The organism is Pantoea eucalypti, from assembly GCF_009646115.1.
GTDB classification, from domain to species: domain Bacteria; phylum Pseudomonadota; class Gammaproteobacteria; order Enterobacterales; family Enterobacteriaceae; genus Pantoea; species Pantoea eucalypti.
Genome location: NZ_CP045721.1, coordinates 133,099 through 154,955, shown reverse-complemented (window position 1 = coordinate 154,955; position 21,857 = coordinate 133,099). Strand labels below are relative to the sequence as shown.

The 21,857-nt window shown below is 49.3% G+C and carries 23 protein-coding genes and 1 pseudogene; 11 read left to right on the top strand and 13 right to left on the bottom strand.

The features are described from left to right. Positions 1-6: 6 nt before the first annotated feature. Both EE896_RS19580 and EE896_RS19575 read right to left on the bottom strand, forming a co-directional pair. A complete protein-coding gene (locus EE896_RS19580) occupies positions 7-384 on the bottom strand; it encodes a RidA family protein (protein WP_008924475.1) in 378 nt (125 codons plus the stop codon). A 527-nt stretch (positions 385-911) separates the two neighbouring features. Beyond that, positions 912-1,322, bottom strand: coding sequence for a hypothetical protein (locus tag EE896_RS19575; protein ID WP_140915540.1), 411 nt, complete (start codon positions 1,320-1,322; stop codon positions 912-914). 1,064 nt (positions 1,323-2,386) lie between these two features. On the opposite strand from EE896_RS19575, the gene EE896_RS19570 reads away from it, so the two are divergent. Further along, on the top strand, positions 2,387-4,306 hold the full coding sequence (locus EE896_RS19570) for an NACHT domain-containing protein (RefSeq protein ID WP_153574584.1): 1,920 nt from the start codon (positions 2,387-2,389) through the stop codon (positions 4,304-4,306). A gap of 454 nt (positions 4,307-4,760) precedes the next feature. On the opposite strand, the gene EE896_RS19565 is transcribed toward EE896_RS19570, so the two are convergent. From EE896_RS19565 to EE896_RS19545, 5 genes are all read right to left on the bottom strand, one after another. Further along, complete coding sequence (locus tag EE896_RS19565) at positions 4,761-5,528, bottom strand: hypothetical protein (RefSeq protein ID WP_140915917.1); 768 nt, start codon at positions 5,526-5,528, stop codon at positions 4,761-4,763. After that, positions 5,525-6,118 (bottom strand): hypothetical protein, encoded by a 594-nt coding sequence (locus EE896_RS19560; RefSeq protein ID WP_140915916.1) that lies wholly within the window; start codon positions 6,116-6,118, stop codon positions 5,525-5,527. The genes EE896_RS19565 and EE896_RS19560 overlap by 4 nt, the downstream gene beginning before the upstream one ends. A gap of 247 nt (positions 6,119-6,365) precedes the next feature. Beyond that, complete coding sequence (locus EE896_RS19555; RefSeq protein WP_140915915.1) at positions 6,366-6,962, bottom strand: hypothetical protein; 597 nt, start codon at positions 6,960-6,962, stop codon at positions 6,366-6,368. A 67-nt stretch (positions 6,963-7,029) separates the two neighbouring features. Beyond that, positions 7,030-7,728 carry a hypothetical protein gene (locus EE896_RS19550; RefSeq protein ID WP_140915914.1) on the bottom strand — a complete coding sequence of 233 codons (699 nt, stop codon included), beginning with the start codon at positions 7,726-7,728 and terminating at the stop codon, positions 7,030-7,032. 41 nt (positions 7,729-7,769) lie between these two features. Continuing rightward, on the bottom strand, positions 7,770-8,444 hold the full coding sequence (locus EE896_RS19545; RefSeq protein WP_140915913.1) for a hypothetical protein: 675 nt from the start codon (positions 8,442-8,444) through the stop codon (positions 7,770-7,772). A gap of 196 nt (positions 8,445-8,640) precedes the next feature. Between EE896_RS19545 and EE896_RS19540 the strand changes: the two genes are divergently transcribed. The 4 genes from EE896_RS19540 to EE896_RS19525 all read left to right on the top strand — a co-directional run bounded on the left by EE896_RS19540 (position 8,641) and on the right by EE896_RS19525 (position 12,459). Continuing rightward, a complete protein-coding gene (locus tag EE896_RS19540) occupies positions 8,641-10,014 on the top strand; it encodes an RES family NAD+ phosphorylase (RefSeq protein ID WP_140915912.1) in 1,374 nt (457 codons plus the stop codon). Between the two features lie 249 nt (positions 10,015-10,263). Then, entirely contained in the window at positions 10,264-11,070 is an 807-nt protein-coding gene (locus tag EE896_RS19535; protein WP_140915911.1) for a DcrB-related protein, read from the top strand. Then, the gene (locus EE896_RS19530; protein ID WP_140915910.1) at positions 11,067-12,230 is read left to right on the top strand and encodes a PAAR domain-containing protein; all 1,164 of its coding nucleotides are present in this window, start codon (positions 11,067-11,069) and stop codon (positions 12,228-12,230) included. The genes EE896_RS19535 and EE896_RS19530 overlap by 4 nt, the downstream gene beginning before the upstream one ends. A 1-nt stretch (position 12,231) precedes the next feature. Continuing rightward, positions 12,232-12,459 carry an Imm74 family immunity protein gene (locus EE896_RS19525; RefSeq protein WP_008924478.1) on the top strand — a complete coding sequence of 76 codons (228 nt, stop codon included), beginning with the start codon at positions 12,232-12,234 and terminating at the stop codon, positions 12,457-12,459. A gap of 58 nt (positions 12,460-12,517) precedes the next feature. Here EE896_RS19525 and EE896_RS19520 read toward each other — a convergent pair whose 3' ends face one another. The 3 genes from EE896_RS19520 to EE896_RS19510 form a co-directional block, all read right to left on the bottom strand. Continuing rightward, on the bottom strand, positions 12,518-13,456 hold the full coding sequence (locus tag EE896_RS19520; RefSeq protein WP_238343254.1) for a DUF1173 family protein: 939 nt from the start codon (positions 13,454-13,456) through the stop codon (positions 12,518-12,520). Positions 13,457-13,920: 464 nt separating this feature from the next. Next, on the bottom strand, positions 13,921-14,241 hold the full coding sequence (locus tag EE896_RS19515; protein WP_110411875.1) for a hypothetical protein: 321 nt from the start codon (positions 14,239-14,241) through the stop codon (positions 13,921-13,923). Between the two features lie 115 nt (positions 14,242-14,356). Then, complete coding sequence (locus EE896_RS19510) at positions 14,357-15,052, bottom strand: B3/B4 domain-containing protein (protein WP_033761316.1); 696 nt, start codon at positions 15,050-15,052, stop codon at positions 14,357-14,359. Positions 15,053-15,095: 43 nt separating this feature from the next. On the opposite strand from EE896_RS19510, the gene EE896_RS19505 reads away from it, so the two are divergent. Next, complete coding sequence (locus EE896_RS19505; RefSeq protein ID WP_033761318.1) at positions 15,096-15,698, top strand: XRE family transcriptional regulator; 603 nt, start codon at positions 15,096-15,098, stop codon at positions 15,696-15,698. Here the strand turns inward: EE896_RS19505 and EE896_RS19500 are convergent. Next, entirely contained in the window at positions 15,695-16,210 is a 516-nt protein-coding gene (locus tag EE896_RS19500; RefSeq protein WP_033761321.1) for a MarR family winged helix-turn-helix transcriptional regulator, read from the bottom strand. The genes EE896_RS19505 and EE896_RS19500 overlap by 4 nt on opposite strands. Before the next feature lie 137 nt (positions 16,211-16,347). Between EE896_RS19500 and EE896_RS19495 the strand changes: the two genes are divergently transcribed. The 4 genes and pseudogenes from EE896_RS19495 to EE896_RS19480 all read left to right on the top strand — a co-directional run bounded on the left by EE896_RS19495 (position 16,348) and on the right by EE896_RS19480 (position 19,578). Beyond that, the gene (locus EE896_RS19495) at positions 16,348-17,502 is read left to right on the top strand and encodes an MFS transporter (RefSeq protein ID WP_140915908.1); all 1,155 of its coding nucleotides are present in this window, start codon (positions 16,348-16,350) and stop codon (positions 17,500-17,502) included. A 67-nt stretch (positions 17,503-17,569) separates the two neighbouring features. Next, positions 17,570-18,262 carry an aspartate/glutamate racemase family protein gene (locus EE896_RS19490; protein WP_140915907.1) on the top strand — a complete coding sequence of 231 codons (693 nt, stop codon included), beginning with the start codon at positions 17,570-17,572 and terminating at the stop codon, positions 18,260-18,262. A gap of 33 nt (positions 18,263-18,295) precedes the next feature. Beyond that, positions 18,296-18,624: pseudogene (locus tag EE896_RS19485) on the top strand (DHCW motif cupin fold protein). A 159-nt stretch (positions 18,625-18,783) separates the two neighbouring features. Then, entirely contained in the window at positions 18,784-19,578 is a 795-nt protein-coding gene (locus tag EE896_RS19480) for a YoaK family protein (RefSeq protein ID WP_008924487.1), read from the top strand. Positions 19,579-19,617: 39 nt separating this feature from the next. Here EE896_RS19480 and EE896_RS19475 read toward each other — a convergent pair whose 3' ends face one another. Continuing rightward, complete coding sequence (locus tag EE896_RS19475; protein ID WP_039661722.1) at positions 19,618-20,343, bottom strand: SDR family oxidoreductase; 726 nt, start codon at positions 20,341-20,343, stop codon at positions 19,618-19,620. Between the two features lie 99 nt (positions 20,344-20,442). Between EE896_RS19475 and EE896_RS19470 the strand changes: the two genes are divergently transcribed. Further along, positions 20,443-21,327: a LysR family transcriptional regulator gene (locus tag EE896_RS19470; RefSeq protein WP_008924489.1), complete on the top strand. Its 885-nt coding sequence runs from the start codon at positions 20,443-20,445 to the stop codon at positions 21,325-21,327. Between the two features lie 19 nt (positions 21,328-21,346). Here the strand turns inward: EE896_RS19470 and EE896_RS19465 are convergent, their stop codons facing one another. Then, positions 21,347-21,745 (bottom strand): (R)-mandelonitrile lyase, encoded by a 399-nt coding sequence (locus tag EE896_RS19465; protein WP_008924490.1) that lies wholly within the window; start codon positions 21,743-21,745, stop codon positions 21,347-21,349. Between the last annotated feature and the right edge of the window lie 112 nt (positions 21,746-21,857).

The window sequence follows — 21,857 nt, the reverse complement described above, 5'->3', positions numbered from 1 at the left end:
TGTTACTCAGAGGGCAAAAATGGCCTCGATCTCAATGCGCAGGTCAGCGGAGAAAAGGCCGTTGACCTGGACCAGCGAACTGGCAGGCAGATGTCCACCATAATTACGATAAAGTACTTCCCTCAGCGCGGTGATCTCAGTGAAAGAGGTGATAAATATTGTGACCTTGAGCAGTGCGGCAAGCGAGGTATGCTCTGCGGCGGTAATATGCCTGAGCTGATCAAAAATAGCTTCTGCCTGTTCAGCCATATCGCCCTGCTGAGCGGGTGTGCCAGCCGCAGTGAGCCCTGAAACATAAAGCGTGTTGCCATGCTTAACGGCATGCACATAAGGTGCTTTTACTTCGCCCAGTTCTGCGTAATTTTTGCGTTCTGGCTGGGTCATATTTCCTCCTTCACTATTTTCACAAACAGATAATAACGCCCGCTATTGCTCAGTGCGTCAGCAATTGCTAGCAGGGTCGACAATCGAATAATAACCCCTTTCATCTTTTCTCTGGGTGATTGTTTAGGTCAGCTTCAGTCCGGCAATGTTTTTTATCTGCGGGGACCACGCAGTGGTGGCGCGAAAAACGATAAGCTCTGCCGTCAGGCTTATAACTATCGTCCTGGCGGCAAGCCGCGTCGGCAGGATGTTCTTTCCATCTCCCGGCAGGTTCTGAATAGAGACCTGGGTACTTCCCGTGGGGTGCAGCTTCCTCATAGGTTGCGGCGCTGGCAGAGGACGCCGTTTCAGCCAGCAGGACAGAACAGCTAAACAGACATGCTGGCCATTTCATTTTTCATAATCCTTTTGCAAAGTTGTCTGCAGCTGCAACCGGGTCAGGAAAATCAGTGCCCGCTGTTTGAGTTTCTGAATCGTATCTGGTTGAGAAACTGCTGATGCCAGACTGTCAGCATTTTCCTCGGGCGTCAAAGTCTTGGCCCTCTAATTCTTGTTGTGGGAGGGACTGGAGTTGAGCCTGGTTTCAGATTACCGATTAAAATTTCTTTCTGAGTCAGAGTCCAGGCTTCATCTAGTGGCATGTCCCTGACTTCGCCGTTACCTTCAGGAGACTTTGGCATTAATATATTATCGGATTCGCCACGCTTATAGATGTAATCGTTCATTTCCCTGAAACTCCCGTTTGGCATGATCTCTAATAACCCTCTGTCCGAATGCGTAACAATATTCCTTTTGATTATTTTTGCGTGTCCCACAATCTGTGTTGTCTCTTTAATACACAGTTCATTCATCTCAATCACACCTTTCATCTTTTTGAGGATAGCTTCCATCAAAGGTTCTTCACTAATCTTTATAAATAGCACGTTATTATTGGCCATAAAATAATATCCATTCTTATAGGGTATGAATGAGATTACCGCACAGCCTAACCGACATGATCCGACTTTTTCCTGATACAGCAGTAACCGGAAGCACAGCACGGCGGCGGGGCGGGGAAAAGCTAGACCTCGCCGGGTCCGGCAGCCGCCTTTATACCATATCTTGTATTTTACCTAACTAACAACGCACTATATGTAGTTGTATGTAGAAAAACGCCGGTGAGGCGCAAATATCCGTTTCCACCCTTTTCCGGATCTCTAAGATTCAGCAGGAAAGCTTTATGCAGAATGCCGAGGATAAAGTCAAAATGCAGCACAGAAGTGTGTATTTTGCTCTTGGTGATGTTTGTTACATTAATACGTATAAGCAGGCAGAGTGCAGTAAAGACTGCTTTGAAAGAATGTGGACATAACATAAGAAGAAGGGCTGACATGAGAAAATCACGCCGGTAGCTCACAGCACACTGTTTAAACGCTCGTCGCCTATAGCACGTTACTTACTGCACTTGGCCTGCCGGTAGCACTTTGCCAGAATTGAGATCTCAGCACGCAGAATTTCTTTTCGGTAAATATAATTAATTCTGCGAAAGTTCGCGGGGTAACCCTCTCAATTTTTCATTCTCCGCTGTCCGTGGTCATGGAACGTATTTCGCGCATCTGTCCAGAAAAACCGACCGCAATAAATCGGTGATCGGGTAAGGCTGGATCGGTCTTTTTTCCACTATACGCTATATAACCTTGTACGCCTGCGCACGCACGCGGCCCATTCGCTATGATCGGCACGTTTTCAGCACAGCTATCTATCTGACGAGGTTACCTTTATCCGCGCTCAGTGCCATGAATGGCTTGGGCAGGGCGGTAACAGGCACTCTACGGTGAATGCCTGGAGTTTTAAAAAGTAAGGTAAAACAAAATGAAACAATATCATGCGTTATTATTCAGATGCATAAGTACTTAAACCGGCTTTTCCAAGCCTATTTACACAGGGTGAAGAATGGAAGTGAATTACAGATGCAGTCGTATTATTATTTATATAGGTAAAATAAATTATTGAGGAAAGTACCATGTCAGAAGTATTGGGAGCTATGGTTTTAAAGGCAGTTGTTGTAAAGAGCGTTGAATTAATGCTGCAAAAAGTTCTTAATTCAAACTGGAGTAAGCATTTTGAGGATGCAAAAGAAATTGTAAAAGAACTTGAGAGCGAGTGGCCAAAACAAAACTATCTTCGTAAACATGTACAGCACACACTAAAAATGCGCACACTTATAAACCCAAATGATGATGTTACACTTGAAGATATTTATTATCCTCTGACATTAATTACGGCATCCAATAGAGACAAAATTATTGTTGGGGATAATGTAACCCTCCCATTTAGCGGGATAGCAAATATAATAGGTATCGCAGGACAAGGAAAAAGTACAATTCTTCGAAAACTATTTCTGGAAGAGATAAACTACGGCAACAGGATTCCCTTTTTCATTGAACTCAGGAACGTCGAGAACGGTGATGTAATCGCCTATTTTAAAAGTCTTCTGAGTAGCTTACATCTAAATGTAACAGACTCAAATGTTGAATATCTTCTGCAGTCAGGAAAGGTCGTTTTGTTACTTGACGGGTTTGATGAGGTACGTCAGGAACTCACAACAAAAACACTAAGCTCAATAATGCTATTAAATAACAGCTTTTACTGCCCAATAATCATTACAAGCAGACCTAACACTGAAGTTTGCACAATGCCAGGAATACATAACCTGTTTGTTGAAAATATAGACCTTGAGGATAAAATACGCATATTAAATTTAATTGAGCAAAGGGATGTTAATTCAAACGGAAGCACATTCCGCTACCTGTGTGAACTTCTCATATCCAGAGAGTCTTTTTCAGATACAATATGCAATCCCATAATGGTGACGCTTTTGTATCACTGCTTCCCTTATATGGACGAAGTCCCTAGCGATATCAGTGAATTTTATCGTCAACTCTTTGGCGTTCTTTATGCAAGACACGATAAAACAAAAGGTTACAACTCAAGAGAAAGAGAATCTGAGATTGATGTTGAGCCTGCCCGCGAATTCTTTTCATTTTTAAGCTTAAAATCTTTACTTCTGGAAGAATATGAACTTGATTCATATACACTACATCAGTATGTAGAGGCAGCGCTAGAAACCCGTTCGTATGATGTAAAAAAAGCAGAAGCCTTCATCAAAGATATTGTGAAAATAACATGTCTTTTACAGGCGGATGGCAATGACAGATTTGTATTTCTTCATAAGTCCGTTCAGGAATTTTTTGCTGCGTTTTACCTTAGCATTATGAAGGCAAAGGATACTAAAGCTAAAATCTATAAGAACCTGAGAGCAAAGGTGCGACTTTCTAGCAATTTAGACAATTTTCTGCATTTTTTATATCATCTGGATAATAACACCTTTATAGAAGAACTTACCCTTGAAGCTTTCAGAGACTGCGAATACAAAAATTATGCTGATCTGAATTATGATGACTTCTCACTTTCTTTTGACCAAATACTAAAGGATATAATGGTAAGAGGACAGTGTAGACAGAGTGACAATCTGATAAAAATTGATTGTAATATTGCAATGAGTAGCGTTTTAAAGCTTGATTTCCTTGATGTCATCAGTGGCAACCGAAGAAGGTCTGGCTTTTTTGTTGACATGCCTCTTTTTGAGGCTATGGATAAGGGAATTACGAGAGATAATTTAAAAAACATTGGCCACATCGTTAAGGTACTGCCAAACAATGAATATAAAAGTGGTAAATCAATACAGAGAGAAAATTCCGATCCAATTGAAAATTATGCATTCCAATTAATTGATTACTTAAAATTTTCGAATACTTATGATGAATACAAGAGAATTTTTTTTGATTCTATAAATGAATACAACAATAAGGTTTATAAGGTAAAGTACAAAGAATCACTGGAAAGAAGAAACGCTATAGACAATAGTTTTGATTTCCTATAGGCATTGAAAAACATTCCGCTAATTGAAACTTGCTTACCAGGTAGTCTGCTCTTAATGCCTGGTGAACGGGAAGCCTGGGAGAAGTACGCCAGTGGCGAGCTGGTGATCGTGGTCATCCGCCCGCCGACAGGGAGCGGACCAGCGCAGTGTTTTACCGCTCCGGCGTGCTTGCTACTGGTACAATTCGGGACTCAGCGCATCTTCAGGCGAGGCTCCGGGGAAAGATCCAAAGTTAGGCAGAGAAGTAGAAGGAGGGCAGATACGCGCTGACAGTCAGGCAGAGGGAGAAACGAAGCCGGAAAACGCAGGGTGCAAAACAACCGGAAGGATGTATCCTCGTTTCCGGGCGGTTATTATTGCAGAAATGATTGGTTTATTTCGCGGGCAATATTTTCGCTAAGGCTGGTTATTAACGGCCTTAGCGGGGTGACGATTCCCGTATTTTATAGAAATATTATGGTACAGGATTTGAAGTGCGGTTATACATGGAAGCATCAATCGATGCCTTCATGTGATCAACGAATTCTTTAATGTCCTTCATGGCCTTAAGTAAGATCTCTTTATTCAGCGGGACGTAGTTGCCGTCCTTGTCCACGCCGTTACGGTGAACAATGTCATGCCGGACTTTGGCGATTAGGATCACCGACGGCATGTTATTTCTGACGTCGGCCGGCGTCTTCTCGCCAAGTATCGCGCTGTATACAGGCACGATTTTTTCAATATTATGATACAGGTAATCGGAGAGCGTTTTTAATACGACCTTTTTAACGACAGTGTTGTCTGAATAAACCTCCATCAACGACAGCTTGATGATTTTTAATTCGGTTACGCTTGTAATGGCATTTTTCAGATAGTAGTCATCACTGAGCACCACGCTTTTAATCATGTCACCGAGGCAGGTTTCCATCAGCGTGACGGAATAGGAATAGGTCATTTTCAGTAGTGACTCAGACGGTGAATCTGGTAGATCATCTTCCAGAGCGGACATCTGATTGAAGAACGATGCGTGGGCCAGGTCATCCTGGGTTAATCGCGCCAGTTCTTGCTCGAAATTCTCTTGCTCCCAGTCAGGTTCCCACGTGAGGCCAGCCAGGTACTCTTGTTTGGCTTCCTCCCATTCTGGATCGCCCTCCACCACCCCCCAATCGACGTGATCGCGAAGCCATTCATTCATCGCTTCTTCTTCTTCAGCCTCTTCAAGCAGCCGCTTAGTAAAACTCATTTCGATTCCTCCCTCTGATTTGCTTGAGATCCCGTAGATGTCCCGGCATCTGCACCCGGCGCTGAAAGATGGCCGTACAGCGCAACAGTCCACGTTTCCTGAACCAACGCGGCGAGTTCCCGGCACTCCTTCAGTATCGGCCTGAAGGTTTCTTTATCAACGGTGAAATTTTTTATCTCTGTTCCTGTACTCGTATTGACAATTTTATGTCCGTTTGCGTGAGTAAACTCAGTTTCATCACCGTTACCCCATCCTACGAAAATCGTACCATGGATGTACTGGTTACGGGTTTCAGTGAGCTTTATCATTCTCCGGTTAATGTCCTTGAGGGATTGTTCCACCTCCGTGCTGATCCATTTAGAATCCATAAACATGGAGCGGAATACTTTCAGCAGCGGTGCGGCTGAATATTCAGCCATCGCCGCTTGCATAATGTTCTGATCCTGAAGCCCGGATTGCGTTGCCAGCATAGAAATACCCATGCGCATGTTCAAGCAGATGATTTCAAACTCTACGGCAAATTCGCCCATTAAGCTGTAAAGCGCGGCTTTCTGCGAACGGTAATCATTGTCACTTATTGCTCGGGTCATGACTGTTATCCTTTATCTGAGGTGAGTTCCTGTTAGTCATTGTGACTTAGTTTATCGGCTGAAGACCTTTTGGGTTTAATCCTATGACCCGATTATGCAGGCTGGGAATTCCAAGAGATTCCCATACGATTTTCTCCTGTGCCCTTCATTCACATCCAGCGCTGGTTTAGATCGGATTCAGTGATGCCACTACTTTCTCCCCAGGCACTCTTCTCTCAATGCCTGGTCCCGCCGGGAAAAGCAAAAATCAGGCGGGTACAGGAGGAAGAGCGTCGTCGAGGTGCTTGAGGATCTTATCGATAGCCGTTGAGGTATCTGTCACAAATTCCTGAGTTACGACGAAGGGTTGTCCCAGCGTTCCAAGCCCCTTCGTGTTTTTCTGAAAGTATTCATCCACAATGCTCATGTTATGGATACCAATATGCCTGACCTGAAAAGCAATACTTACCAGATCAATATCTTGCTGAATGGAGGTAAAATCTATCCCCGTTTTTTGCAGTTCCTCTATAACAAGACCAAACCTTTGGTAGAAGTTATTATTTTTTTTTGGAAGATGTGGATATTTATCAAAAAGAGTTTTAAAAAAATATTCTAGTTCTGAACAGTGAGATATTATGCATATCTGATATAAACGATTATAGTCAACATCCCACATCATACGATATTCATACATGTTAGTTATATGAGCAGGCCAGCCAAAGACTAGCTTGGCGCTTTCATTGAAAGAAAAACCCTTATCGATATCCTCAGCTCTTAAGGCCAGCATAAATATTAAATTATTTAACTCCCTGATCTTCCTAGCAACGCCCCTGACAAAAAGATTATTAAAATCATGCGATGGCATTTCCTGTCCTTAAAAAATTAAATATTGATTTGTAAAAATAACTTTTTTATGACTTTTTCCAGATAATTCAGTCATAGATATCAGTATTTTTTTTGAGAAGCAGGAGTGCCTCATCCATAGGTTTTTTAAGAAATGTCGCTTTCTGCATAAACTGAATGAACGAATCTGCCTCAAAACGGTTAAAGCCATTGTCCAGCCCATCAATAAGTCCTGCCAGCTGGGACTGGGTCAGCTGAGCCAGGAAGGCACGCATCCTGATTTCAGGAACAGGGCGCGTCCGGTGGCAGTCAGAACATAGCGCGCGAAATGCACTGAGCGGATACTCCCACGGCTCATAGCCCTGATTTATCGTGGTGTAATAACAGTGATGTGCGTCCAGATAGCCTTTTGCACCACAGTCCTGGCACTCTTGCCCTGCCACATCCTTGACAAGAGAGGCTTTCCGTTTCCATCTCGGATCACAGAGTTTTGATGCATAGGTACCATTGAGCCTGCGATAGTCATAATTATCGGTTGGATAAAACCCTATGTTCCAGGAATAGCCCAGTTCATACCAGAAACCAAACGACTCAATCAGATCCTCAAATTCAGTGGTGTTACATCCCGTGTTCAGCAGGCTCCATAACCCGCTACCGTCAATCACCATGACCATCAGCGCATCGTCATGCACATCTTCTTTTCGTTCGTGCCATTCCATTTGGGTATAAAAACGGGCGTCACCAAACATTCCCTCTTTTATAGCCCACTCAGTGAGGGCATGTTTCATCCTTTCAAGATTTCTTATCACTATGCGACCTCTTCATATATTCAACTTGAAGAAGGAAATATATATCCTTCCGTTGAGAGAAATGGAACACTCCCAGCGTGACAGTATAAATTGAACTTCCCAATATTATTATTACTGGTATAAGTACTATCGAGAGAAAGCACACATTTTTTCTGTGATAATTCTGTTGTTTTACGGCAAATGTCAGCTATTATATTTGTTATATTATAAACACACTTAAAAAGGTCAAACCCAGGAAAATACTTTTTTCCCTCGTGAATTAGATATCGCCCCTGAGCCAGAAAAGAGTCTTGCTCTGATATATATTCAAACCCATCAATGAACTCACATATCGACTCAACATCTTTTAAGCCATCACGTCTTTTTTTTGTGTTCATTACGGCTTTAGCTATCACAGAGACCGGAATAATAATCATTTCCGTATGACTGAGTGAGAATTCATTCCTGGCATTAAATACTCTGAATTCATAAACATCCCCGACATGATGGAAATAATTTCTGATAATTCTCAGAAGCTTGAATTCCGGGTATTGAGCAATGCTTAAATCAAATTCAATAAGAATGCGATCTTGAAATGAATGCAGGTTATTAAGGAAGCTGAAGAGCGTGTTTATGTCACGTTCCCCCATGTTCCTGAAGTCAGTTAGTTCTTTACTGCTCTGAAAAAAACGGTCTATGAAGGTGTGTTGTTCCATCACCAATCACCCCTAACGAAAAAGTGTAAGTTGAGAGCTATAAAGTATGCCTGCACCTGGTGTCAATGTCAGGCCTATTTACCAGTCACCTTTTGCCTCATGACTGGTCACTGTGTAAACAAAGAAATGCGTGCCAGAGCAGAGTCATCCGGTAAAATGAAAAGACATCATCCGGTCAGATAAAAGCCTAAAAACTATGGACGAAGAAAAGTACATCTGTGACGTTTGCATCGAAGACGCTTACGTCAGCCAGCACATCCGTTCGCATGTACAAAGCGGGGAACCGTGTAGTTATTGCGGGCGTGCTGAAAGCACTGTTGAGCTAAGTGACATTGCGGACCGTATGCATGCAGTATTTAATGGTTATTACACATCATATTTTGAAAACGAAAACTATGCGTTTGGGGCAACCACTGAGGAAGTCATCTCAGAGGAACTGGGCGTGGATGAGGCGGCGTGCCAGGATATATTTGATCTTCTCTGTGAGAAACATAATGAATGGGACAATGAAACGTACAGTGAATTCTACGTTTATGTTAAAGATGCGTTTGAAGTAACGGAGTTTGATTACACATGGAAAAAACTCAAGACATCGCTAGAGACCGAAAGTCGCTATTTCAACAGCAGTCTGCGCACCTTTCTTGACCGGATATTTTCAGGCGTGGAACAAGCATACATTTCATCCGGAGCGACAGTCAGAACCATTGATGAGAATGATGTTATGTACAGGGCGAGAGCCTTTGATGATTACGATAAAATCAAAGCAGAGCTAGAACATCCTGAGCGCAATTTCGGTCCGCCACCTTCTGCCAAGGCTCGAGCCGGAAGGATGAACGCTCCGGGTGTGCCGGTATTCTACGGCGCAGCCAGTCGTGAAACGGCAATTGCTGAGGTCCGGCCCGCTGTAGGAAGCGTGGTTGTAGTTGCACCCTTCAGACCAACACGCCCGATGCGTATTCTTGACCTGTCGGCGCTTGAGAACATTGTAATAAAGGAGGGCAGCCTGTTCGATCCGGAAACTCGTGGCCAGATAGAAGTCACCTCGTTCCTCAGAACATTATCTCGAAAGCTGACGGTCCCCGTAACAGCGGCCCGGACGGACAGCGAATATCTGATAACGCAGGCCGTATCCGAATACCTCAGCATTTCTGATTCACTAAAGCTGGACGGCATAATGTTTCATTCAACGCAGAGTGCACACCCCGAAAATAAGGATGATGCTAAATATAATATCGTTCTGTTCAGAAATTCGTCTCGCGTGAAAAATGGAGGTGCGAATGGTGTAAAATACAGGGCTGAAATGTACGAAAATGCCGAAGATGACATTTGGTATCCCAGCCCTTCGATTACCTCTTTGGACCAAGCGAAACTTAATTCTTCTCCATCTAATAACCTTCATAAAAAATTTAAGAAAGCAGATCTTGTGATGGATACTGCAGGCCTTATGGTACATTTTGTAACCGGTGTACAGTATGACACTTTTCCTGCTGGCATTGCGCTGAAGTTCAGTGCTGACCTGACCGGGGGCGCTCAGACTGACCGGATGTCAGTAGGGACTGAAGGAACTTGAATTAAGGCGGAAAAGGGCACCCCGCCTTTTTACGTTTCTGAAAGTCATCTGGCATGACGACTGCATTGGCGTACCTGTAGCCTTCCCGCCAGATGGTGCAAAGGCCGCGGAATAATATTGCGCGAGGCATACAGCACCACGGCCTGTTGCATCTCCTCCAGGATTAACTTTCGGACAGGATCATAGGGAGATCATTTTTATAAACGTTGATATTCTGGTCCGGACTGAATCGCCACGGAGAAGCTTTACATGTCTGAATATACCCTGCAGGACTGCAACATTACGGTGCCTGACGTATTTCGCGATCGCACCATGAACCTCTTTACCCTCAGCCATACGAATGCCAATGAATTCACCTTCGTGATTTCACGTGCAACAGCTGCGGCAGAAGACACGCTTAAGTCAGTATCCCAGAAGCTGTCATCTGAACTGCAGGCTACTCTGCAGGATCTCTCACTCAATCATGCCCGGCTTACCGAAATAAATGGCAGGCAGGCGCTGGAACTGTTTTACAGTTTCAAATCCGGCGAAAGAATCATCTTTCAGAAGCAAAGGGTTGTACTGACATCTGAAAACAGTACAGGTAAAAAGCTGCTCTGCTTCGTTGGCACCTGCCCGGATGCGTTTGACGATTACCATAGCCGTATTTATGACAGCATCACGGACAGCATTACGTTTCCGGACGATGCACAAGGTTCGCCCGCACGGCGCAGCCAGATCCCTGCCGACAGTCAGGAAATCTTTTTCTGCTTTGACCGTGACAGCCGCGAACTGACCGTGTTCCCTTCAATTTCTGACCTGTACTCATCCATTGATCTTATCCGGGCAAGGAACGGCAGCTATCTGTTTTTTGACGCTGCCGGCGAACCGCTGATGCTATCTCCGATACCTGACGGTGAGCATGCAGGCCGCTTTGCGCTGTGGGAGATGACCGGTGCCAGAATACCGGGACTGATATCAAGCCTGCTTCTGGCCAGAAGTGTCCGGGGTATTGACGGTCTGGATACAACTGAAGCCGTTGAGGCCTACCTCAGTCAGCGGATAAATGAAAAATGAGTGGTGCAGCAGAAGCCTTTTCCGCTGCACGGGTGGGGGATGGCATAGAACACTCTGCCTCTAAAGGCTGGCTGGTGCTTGGTCTGATAGGCGGGGCAATTGCCGGCGCGGCGTTCACGCTGGCCACAGGGGGTGTCGGAGCGGTAGCCCTGGCGGCGACGGTCGCCGGTGCTGCAGGTGGTGGCGGGCTGGGAGAAGTTCTTGGCAGCATGTCATGGGCACCCCACCACGAAACCGGCCATCTGGTCACCGGTTCATCAAATGTGTTTATTAATGGAAGGCCGGCGGTGATGTCGCATATGTCCGTGGGTGACTGTGACGAACACGGTCCGGCCCTGCAACGCGTGGCAGAAGGGTCTTCACGCGTCTACATCAACGGACTGCCTGCTGCCCGGACGGGAGATCGCCTGGCATGCAGCGGTGTGATCAGCGACGGCTCACCCAACGTCTTTATTGGTGGCAGTAAAGAGCAGACTGACGCAATCAGTCCGGAAATTCCGGACTGGGTTGACAGAGTACTACTTGGCGTAGGCCTTGCTGCCACAGCTGTCCTGGCTGGGCCGGCGATAGCCCTGCTTGGTTTTGCGGGAGGACTGGGTGGAGGCTATGGTGGTGCTTATATAGGCGGGAAATTATGGGGAGAGGGCTCTGACGGTCAGAAGTGGCTTGCGCTGGGCGGTGCGTTTGCAGGCGGCCTTGCCGGCGCAAAAGGAGGCGCAGCCTTCAATACGTGGCGAAACACGCCTAAGAGCCTCATCAACCTGAAAGAAATAGAACCTCAGCTGGCGACCGATCCGGACAGTGCCTTTTTCTGGTCAGGACGGACTGAAGGTGTCGGTGGCCCTGATGTCGCAGAGGGCATAGCCAAGTCCCGGGGCGGAGTCACGCTCGAATCCACAATCAAGGATAAAAACATTAAAATGCCTGAATGGGATTTCGATAACCCCCAGAGCATCAAGGCCTGGGAGGACGTCTCCGCGTCCTATGCTAAACAGGTATCAGGAGAAGTCAGGGCCGTCGTGGGACAGTCGCTGCGTGAAGGTAATATATGGGAAAACGTTGAGTTACCGCGCCTGATGGGCAATGATAACGTCACGAAAATCACTACAATCGATCCGGTATCGCAGACGGAAAAAGTCATTTTTGTAAGGGATAACTGATATGAAAATTACAGGCACCAGTTCATATGTGATGCTCGATATAGACGGAAAGAAAATCAGGGCAGAAGGTGAAATGGTCGTGGGTGGTTTCGTGGCTGAAACAAGTACTATGAAACAATTTGAACCCCCCTACGAAAGTGAACCCGTAACTGATGCTGTTCGTCAGCACTATATTGACGAAGCAGTCAAAAAAACTCAGGGATCTCATATGGTCCTGAAGTTTGTTTAAATCTTCACAGTGAAGGTGACCTGCTAATCACCTTCGCGTCTCACTCCCGCCAGGACTTTCAGACATCCGGGAATGGTGGCATTTCCTTTCTGCTTGCTGCCTCCCAGTACCACCAACGGCTCTGACCGTATTCCACATCATAATGGGCAGTTTTTTCCTGTTTACGTTGCAGGTATTCGGGTGTGTTCATGCCGAACACTTCCATCGGCAGCGCATCCACGCCTTTCACGTCCTTCAGAACGAAGTCCGGGAAGACGTCTTCCTCTCCGTCGTAGCGCAGAGGCTTGATGAAGGCACGTTTTTCCTTCCACAGTTTGTCTTCGACAGCCGCCTCATAGCCGGAATCCAGCGGAATAAAGCGTGGGCTGACCGTCATCAGCGCCACGTCGAGTACGGTACTGCAGCTGGACGGCCGGCTACGCCCGTCTATTTTCCTGAACGATGTTTCCGGCGGCTCTGATTCAGCGATAATCACGACTTTCATTCCCCTGCGCCAGTCGCCGAGCTCGCGGCCAAAACTCCTCTCCAGTCGCAGGCGCACGTCCTCCGGCAGAACCAGGTCAGGAAAGCCAGAAAACAGCCCCAGCGGCAGCATCGTCTTCAGCCTTGCTTCACCGGTTTCACTCCAGCCAGCCAGCACAGAAACGACGATGAGCCGCCTTTTGCTCTTTTCGGCCGCTCTCAGGTGTTCCCGGTTAACTATAACCTGCGGCGTATCTTTCATGGCCATGAGCAGCAGGGATTCTTCCAGCGGCACGCGACCAATGCGAATCCGGGCAGCCGTTTGCTGCAGGCGCCAGCTCACCCAGCCAGGAGTGCGTTTCTTTTTATCGAAAGCAGGGTGCCAGACATTGATACCAGACTGTTCCCACAACAGGTGCAGAAGCCCCAGCAGGCTCATCGATGGCCGCCGTGTGCGTTTTACAGGCTCATTACCTGAAACGTTTTCAGCCGGTTTTACTTCAGAAGGGGCCTTTTTCTGGAGGCCCGTGGGCAGTCTGACGACAATCGTGCAAATTCATTCTCATATTGCTTATTCATGAATAAGTTACCTCTGATAATCAGCGCACTTCGGCATTAGTTTTTTTGCTGAAGAGGTGTAGTGAAAAGAACTCGTCTGGACAGTGTTATCGTCAACCCCCATGAATTTATTGTGCACGATGGCGTTAAGGCTACTCAGTCGTAGAATGACAATTACCCGCTTAGTTACACCGCGATTTTTCGCGCCTACTAGCGCGGCCACAACCGGTTTATGGGTGAAACTGTATGCCGCCATATTGATACGGTTTTCAGCGCCATCGATATCGTTTAACACGATTTTTTAATGTAATCCTGCCAACAACCGTAGATAAAAGATGTGCGGTGATCTCTGGTGTTGAAGGATATGCCAGGACGGGCGCGGCCATAATAATGGCCCGCGCGAAATAATTTGCCTCATCAGATAAACACCTCCGCCGGAAATCAGCGCGTCAGCAGTTGCTGGCAGGCTGCATTATCCTGGGCGGCGCGCTGTTGATCATCCGTCGTCAGTTGCTGCCAGCGGCCAATCACACGGTCGCCCAGCGCTGACTTGTAAGTTATTTTTTGCAACGCATAGTCAGAATTGCCGCCTTCTATCACGTTGCGCATCTGTGTATCAAGCGGCTGCGCACTGTGATGATCGATCGCGCAGAATACCGCGACGTAATACGCTTTATCCTCCTCACTGTCGTGCGGGATCAACCACCAGCCAGCCAGAGCCAGGATCAGCAGCAGCGGGAGAATATATTTTACTTTAGCCATTATAGTCACCGGTTGTATGCAGTTCAGTCAGCCGGGTATGGCCAGACGCAGGGCGCGTATCCTGCCACAGATTCTGGCCAACGTTAACCCTGCATCACCGGTGTTGGGGCAATGTTCAGATGGCTGGCGCGTCGATCAGCGTTGCACTGACCTGTGCCCCTGGCATCATCTGCTCTAATCCCGAGATCAGATCGTCACTGGCCTGTTGCAGCGCAATGAGCGGCATAGCCGGAAGACTTTCCAGGATAAACCACATCTGGCGTGCACTGGCATCCAGTCTGGTCCGCACACCCTGACGCCAGTTCCAGCGGCGGCAGGTTACGCCCTGATCGTCTCGCCAGATCACTTCGCCGGGTTCTGGTGACTCATCAACCACCTCGCCCTCTTTGACGGTATCGAACCGTTCACTGCCGTCAGCAATCACCAGACGTGGCGCACCAATATAAGCCGCAATATTTTCGCCTCCAACTGGCAGGGCGTAGCGAATGCTGATGGCATTGTAGAGATCGACAACCGGATCGATAGCAGGCAATGCGCCATCCCGCAGCACGCGCTTGCGCAATGCTTCAGCAGAACAGGGTGTGCGTTTCGCTTTAGCACCAAAGGCTTTGAAAACCTCGGCCCAGGCTGCCAGATGCGCATCTGCCCAGGCCACATCCTCCTGCAACACCTGCTGGCAGGCACTCTTCAATGCTTCGCTGGCGACCTCAGGTCGTGTTATCGGCGTAGCGTCTACCACAATGCTCATGGCACGAAAGCCGGGGGCGAGCGCGAGAACCGCGGGATCGATTGACGGATGAACAGATAACATCGGATACTCTCTCATTGACTAATTTATTCCATAGTAATGACCGATGACCAAAAAAGTCAATATAACGACCGATGCGGGCGCTGATGTTGCCAGTGTTAATCAGGCTGTCTCAGAGAGCATCAAAAGATGGCGTAAAAGCCAGAAACTCTCACTGGATGCGTTATCCCATCGTGCAGGGATCAGTAAAGGGATGCTGGTTGAAATTGAAAAAGGCGCCGCCAATCCCAGCATTGCCATCCTCTGCAAAGTGGCTGCCGCACTGGGTGTCTCGGTGGCGGATATCGTCAATGTCTCGCATGCACCTGACGCATGGCTGATTGAGAACAGCGAAATGCCCGTGCTGTGGCAGGGTGAGCAGGGCGGAACTGCGCAGCTGCTGGCGGGGACACGCGGACCTGATATGATCGAGCTATGGCGCTGGAAAATGTTTGCGGGCGAGGTTTTCAGCTCCACGGGTCACTCGTCGGGCACGCTTGAACTGCTGCACGTTGAACAGGGCAAACTGGCATTAACCGTGGGTGAGCAGACAATGGTCGTGCAACAGGGGTGTGCGGCGGTGGCGCGTACAGATATGCCGCATTCTTATGCCAGTGCCGATCAGCAGCCGGTTATTTTCACCATGACGGTGGCCGAACTGCAGCGCTAAAAACGCTCGTCTGTAGTGATAGCTTCGCCGGGAAACGCCAGCAGCAGCGTTTTCAGCAGCCTCTCCAGTTCGGCACGCTCTGATGCGTCCAGCGGCGCCAGCACCGCCGCCTGCGTGGCGGTGTGGACACGAAGTGCATCCTCAATCTGCTGCTGCCCGTGCGGGGTCAGCCCAACCAGCATGCTGCGCTTATCATCCGGTGCAGCCACACGTTCAATCAGATGCTGCTGTTCCAGCCGGTTCAGCCGATTTGTCATCGCGCCGGAGGTTACCAGCAGCGCCTGATAAAGTTGCGTGGGCGACAGGCGATAAGGCGAGCCCGCCCGCCGCAGCGTTGCCAGTACATCAAACTCCCCCTCCTGAAAACTAAACGGCTCCAGTGCCTGACTGCGCGCTTTCGCCAGATGTTTCATCAGACGCAACACTCTGCCAAAGATGCGCATGGAAGAAGCATCAAGATCAGGCATCGCGTTGTCCCATTGGCTGACAACGAAATCAATATGGTCATGCATAAATCACCTGTAAATGCTGGGGTTATGTTGTCGGGTTGTGCTGCACCTCTTAACAAGGCGGGATATTTATCTTAACGTTAAGATAAATGGTGGCAGCCCAATGCTGTCATCGTCAATCCTCTGTCAGAGTGTCAACGATGAAAAATAATCTCTTCCCCATTCTGTTTGCTGTGATCGTCTTTCTTATCGGGCTAAACCTGCGTCCGATGCTGGCTATTATCGGCCCGCTGTTTCCGGTGTTGCAACAGCAGGCTGGACTGTCAGCTACCTCGTTCAGTCTTCTGACCACGTTGCCGGTGGCGATGATGGGTCTGGCGGCACTTTCCGGGCCGTGGCTGATCGTCCGTATTGGGCCGGTGATGGGCATCGCCTCGGGTTTGCTTCTTCTGACGGCGGCCTGTCTGTGGCGCGGGGTTAACCTGACCTCTGCTCAGCTGATGCTCACTGCGCTGGCGGGTGGCGCAGGAATTGGTGTCATTCAGGCGCTGATGCCTGCCCTGATTCGGCAACGCTTTACAGCAGCCGCGGCGACGCTGATGGCGCTGTTCAGCACAGGCATTATGGCGGGTGCGGCACTGACTGCGGCGAGTGCTGAGCCGCTTTTTACCCTGCTGGGCCTGCAACCCGCGCTGGCACTCTCCGGAGGATTAGCGCTGGTGACGCTGCTAATCTGGCTGTCCTCGGTCAGGCGGTCGTCGCCGGTGAGTGTAGCGGTTGATGAAGCGATACTGCCTGTGCGGCGCACACTGCTACTGATGCTCTTTTTTGGCATTGGCACCGGGGCCTACACGCTGGTACTGGCCTGGCTGCCGCCATTCTATATACAGCTGGGCTGGAGTGCGCGTCATAGCGGATATCTGCTCGCCGCGCTGACCTTAACCGAAGTGGTGGCAGGATTTATTGTCTCAGCGACGTTACATCGCTTTTCCGACCGCCGTCCTTTGCTGCTTGGCGTGCTGACATTGTTACTGGCGGGGCTGCTGAGTCTGGTGTTCTACCCGAACACGATGCCGGTACTCTCTGTGTTGCTGCTGGGTACAGGAATCGGCGCACTCTTTCCGCTGTCACTGATTGTCACACTGGATCATGCGCGCAACGCCAGAGAGGCAGGCATTCTGCTGTCACGCGTTCAGGGTGGCGGATACCTGATTGCAGCACTGATGCCGCTGGTGGCCGGCTGGGTGCGCGACAGTGGTGCATCACTGACGCAGGCCTGGGTGATCATGAGTGCTGGCGTGGTGGTGTTAATGCTGATTGCCCGGCGATTCAGGCCGCAGAACAGCTCAGCCTGATTAAATCCGTTGCCGAACAATGGCAATCTGGCATGCTGAGAGTAAAACGTTGAATCAGGAGTGCAGCATGAAAGTTATTGGTTTGTTAGGCGGTATGTCATGGGAGTCAACAGCACTCTATTACCGCATACTCAATCAGCAGGTTAAACAGCGGCTGGGCGGTCTGCACTCGGCGGAGCTGGTACTTTATAGTGTTGATTTCCAGCATATCGAGCAACTTCAGGCTGCGGGCGAGTGGCAGCAGGCGGGCGAGATAATGGCTGATGCAGCACGTAATCTGGAAAGGGCGGGTGCGCAATTCATCGTACTCTGTACCAACACCATGCATAAAGTGGCCGCGCAAATCAGCGCCGCCACAGACATCCCGCTACTGCATATTGCTGACGCCACCGGACGGCGTATTCAGCAGGCTGGCGTGCATAAGGTCGGGTTACTGGCAACGCGATTCACCATGGAACAGGATTTCTATCGCGGACGACTGCATGAGCAGTTCGGTCTTGAAGTGATCACGCCTGATGAAGCGGATCGCCTGTTTGTGCACGAGGTGATTTACCAAGAGCTTTGCCTGGGTGAAATCAATCCCGCCTCGCGTCGTCGTTACAGGGAGATCATGCAGCGGCTGGTGGCACAAGGGGCCGAGGCCATTATTCTGGGCTGCACCGAAATTACCTTGCTGGTTGACGCTACCGACGCCAGCGTGCCGCTATTTGATACCACGCTCATCCATGCTGAAGAGGCCGTTTTCCAGGCTCTCTCTTAACGCTCATCTTCAACGCAGTCTCAGGGACATCGCATGAAAATAGATAATTTGCCGTTTGGGCTGACGGAATGGGATCAGGTTGAAGAGACGGTTCATCACGCGACCAGGGAGAGGCGAGATGGCGAACTGTGACGTTTAACGATATCCGGGTTCGCATGGTCGATTATTCGCCGGGCTATGTGGCCGATCACTGGTGCACCAAGGGCCATATTTTACTCTGTATGGCGGGCGAGCTTCACACAGAACTGTCCGATGGACGCCGTTTCGTACTGACACCGGGCGTCAGTTATCAGGTAGCAGACGATGCTGAACCGCATCGTTCGTTTACCTCCACCGGCGCGAAGCTCTTTATCGTTGACTGAGTTGGCTATCTGCCTCTTTTGTGGTCATCAACTGGTGAATCATCGCGTCGTTGACACTTTTAAAAGTAAACTGAATCTGCTTTATAAAAATCAGCAAAATTAATGGCTTATTTCTTCAGAGTTATCTGGTTCTGACGGGAATAATTTTTATCAGGTTGTATGCTTGAAACCGTATTAGAACGTTTTTTGCATTCACCTGATGTGGGGAAGCCTGTGCTGATAAAAAAGAAGAAAGTTCGTTCGCATACCGAAGACCGCTTACTGGCGCTGGTGCTGGCCACCACTGCCGGTATCCTTAATGCCATGGCGCTGGGCGCCTTTGGATTTTTCCCGTCACATATGACTGGCAACACCTCGCAGATCTCCCAGGAGGTAACGACCAGCGACCTGCACACCATGCTATTTTTAATGGCACTGATTGTGGCCTTTGTGCTGGGCTGTACCGTCGCCCGGCTGGCAGTGGTGGTAGGTATCAGACATAAATTACGCACCATTTTCTGTTTGATTATTCTGGCGGAAGGGGCAGCACTGACAGCGGCATCGTTCTTTGAGATCGTGTTCTACCGGCCAAGTTTTAACGGGGAAGTGCTGGTGATGCTGGGCTTTTTAATGGGGATTCATAATGCCACCTCGACGCAGCTTTCCAATGGCCGCGTCAGATCGACTCACATTACCGGCACGCTGACTGATGCCGGTATTGCACTGGGTTCCTGGATTTTTGCTCATACGTCACATGCGGTGCATCTCGAAACCGACGACCGTCGATTCTTCCAGAAGGTGCTGCATACCCATCTGACGACGGTGTTCTCCTTCCTGAGCGGTTGTATCGCCGGTCTGCTGCTGTTCAAAGCTTATGGCTTTAATGCAATGGTGGGTCTGGGGATCTTTCTGATGCTGGTGGCCTTAACGGCGATCGCCGTTACTGTCCAGCGTACCCGTCGAAGCCTTTACTGATAATACGGCCCGATGCACTCTGCGCATCGGGCCAATGGCTTAATGCTGGGTTCGGGTTGGCCGCACCACAATTTCATTCACATCTACCTCTTCAGGCTGCTCAATGGCATAGCGCACGGCGCGACCAATGGCGTCCGGCTGCAACGCGATAGCGCGATAGTGTCGCATCGCCTCAGCGGCTTCTGGATCGGTAATCGTTGATGCCAGCTCACTCTCGACCACGCCGGGATGAACACAGGTCACCCGCAGCTGGCTGTTCTCCTGCCGTAAACCATCGGAAATCGCCCGTACCGCAAACTTAGTGGCGCAGTAGACCGCCGCAGTGGGTGACACCGCCAGAGCACCAATTGAAGCGATATTGATGATGTGACCCCGCTGTTGGGTCAACATGGTCGGCAGCACCGCCGCGATGCCATACAGCACCCCTTTGATGTTCACATCGATCATCTGATCCCACTCTTCCACCTTCAGCGCCGCAATCGGTGAGAGAGGCATAATACCGGCGTTATTGATCATCACATCAATGCGGCCCCATTTCTCCAGTGCATAATCAACAAACTGCGTAACGTCTTCACGGCGTGTCACATCAAGCGCTTTGATCGCCACCTCAGCACCATTGAACCTTAGCTCTTCAGCCAGCGCGGCCAGACGGTTTTCTCGTCGTGCACCCAGCAACAGAATCGCATTCGTTTTCGCCAGTTCTCGTGCGATGCCGGCACCGATACCGCTTGAAGCGCCGGTAATTAAAATCACTTTCTGAGTCATCGTATTTCTCCAGTAAGGTTGTCACTGGCGATCATACGGTGGCTGGATTATAAAGATAATCCACCAAACACTTCACACTCTGGTAACGCAATCTAACCTATGAATGCCGATAAAAATGCTCTCGAAGTCTTTGTGATTGTGGCGCAGACCCGAAATTTTCGACTCGCAGCAGAAAAGCTTGGCGTCACGCGTCCGGCAATCAGTCAGAGTCTGCGACGGCTGGAAGACAGGCTTAATATTACGCTGATGCAACGCACCACGCGTTCGGTTCAGCTGACCGAAGCTGGCCAACGGCTCTATGCCGAGGTGGCTCCGGCGATCAACCAGCTTAACCGTGCCGTCACTGATCTCACCGAACTGGCCACGGAGCCGCGCGGTCAGCTTCGGCTGGCGATCTCATCAATTGCGGAGCGGATGCTGGGAGGAGAGCTGCTGGCGAGCTTTATCACCGCTTACCCGCAGGTTGAGCTGGATATCACCGTTACTGATGAGGAGTTCGATATTGTCGGGCAGGGCTATGACGCGGGTGTACGGCTGGGGGAGGTGATTGCTCAGGATATGATTGCCGTGCCTGTCTCCACCGCACAACGTCAGGTTGCGGTGGCATCACCCACTTATCTCGCGCGTGAAGGCACACCACAACACCCCGAGGAACTGGTCAATCATCGCTGCATAGGCTGGCGAAAAGGCCCAGGATTAGCCCCTTATCGTTGGGAGTTCGCTGAGCAGGGGTGTAATTTTGATGTTGCCGTCAATCCGCAGCTCACCACCAACGACATGGGGGTGATGATTCGCACCGCCTGCGCCGGAGGCGGCATCAGCTTTGGCATGGAAGAGACTTTCCAGCCTTACATCGCGCGTGGCGAACTCATTACTATCCTGGATGAATGGTTGCCCGGTTTTGCCGGGTTCTATCTTTATTTCCCCAGCCGCAAAAATCTGGCCCCCAAGATGAGGGCGCTAATCGATCACGTCAGGCTCTGAACAGGGTGAGCGGCTATGTTTAGTCGCGCTGGTATTGCTGGTCGCTGACCTGCTCCAGCCAGTCAACCGGCGAGCCATTCAGTGACTCGGCGATAGCAATATGCGTCATGGCATTGACCGGCGTTGCGCCATGCCAGTGCTTCACATTTTCCGGGATCCAGACGATATCTCCGGCGTTCATCACCTGAATATCTTCACCTTCACACTGAATCCAGCCTTGTCCATGCGTGATAATCAGGGTCTGCCCCAGTGGATGAGTATGCCATGCAGTGCGGGCGCCCGGCTCAAAGGTCACCGTCGCACCGCCCACACGGGCCGGTTCGGTTGCCTGGAAAGGGGCATCAATACGAACGCTGCCGGTAAAATATTCTGCAGGTCCTTTCCGTGAAGGCTGCGATCCGTTGGCAATAATTTTCATAACTGACTCCTGCTATTAAGGGAAAGCTTAAGTGTAACCGCCTGGCCGGTGCCTGATTACCCTGTTCAGCACGTATGTGGCTATAAGCAGACGTTATTAATAGCCAGAGCAG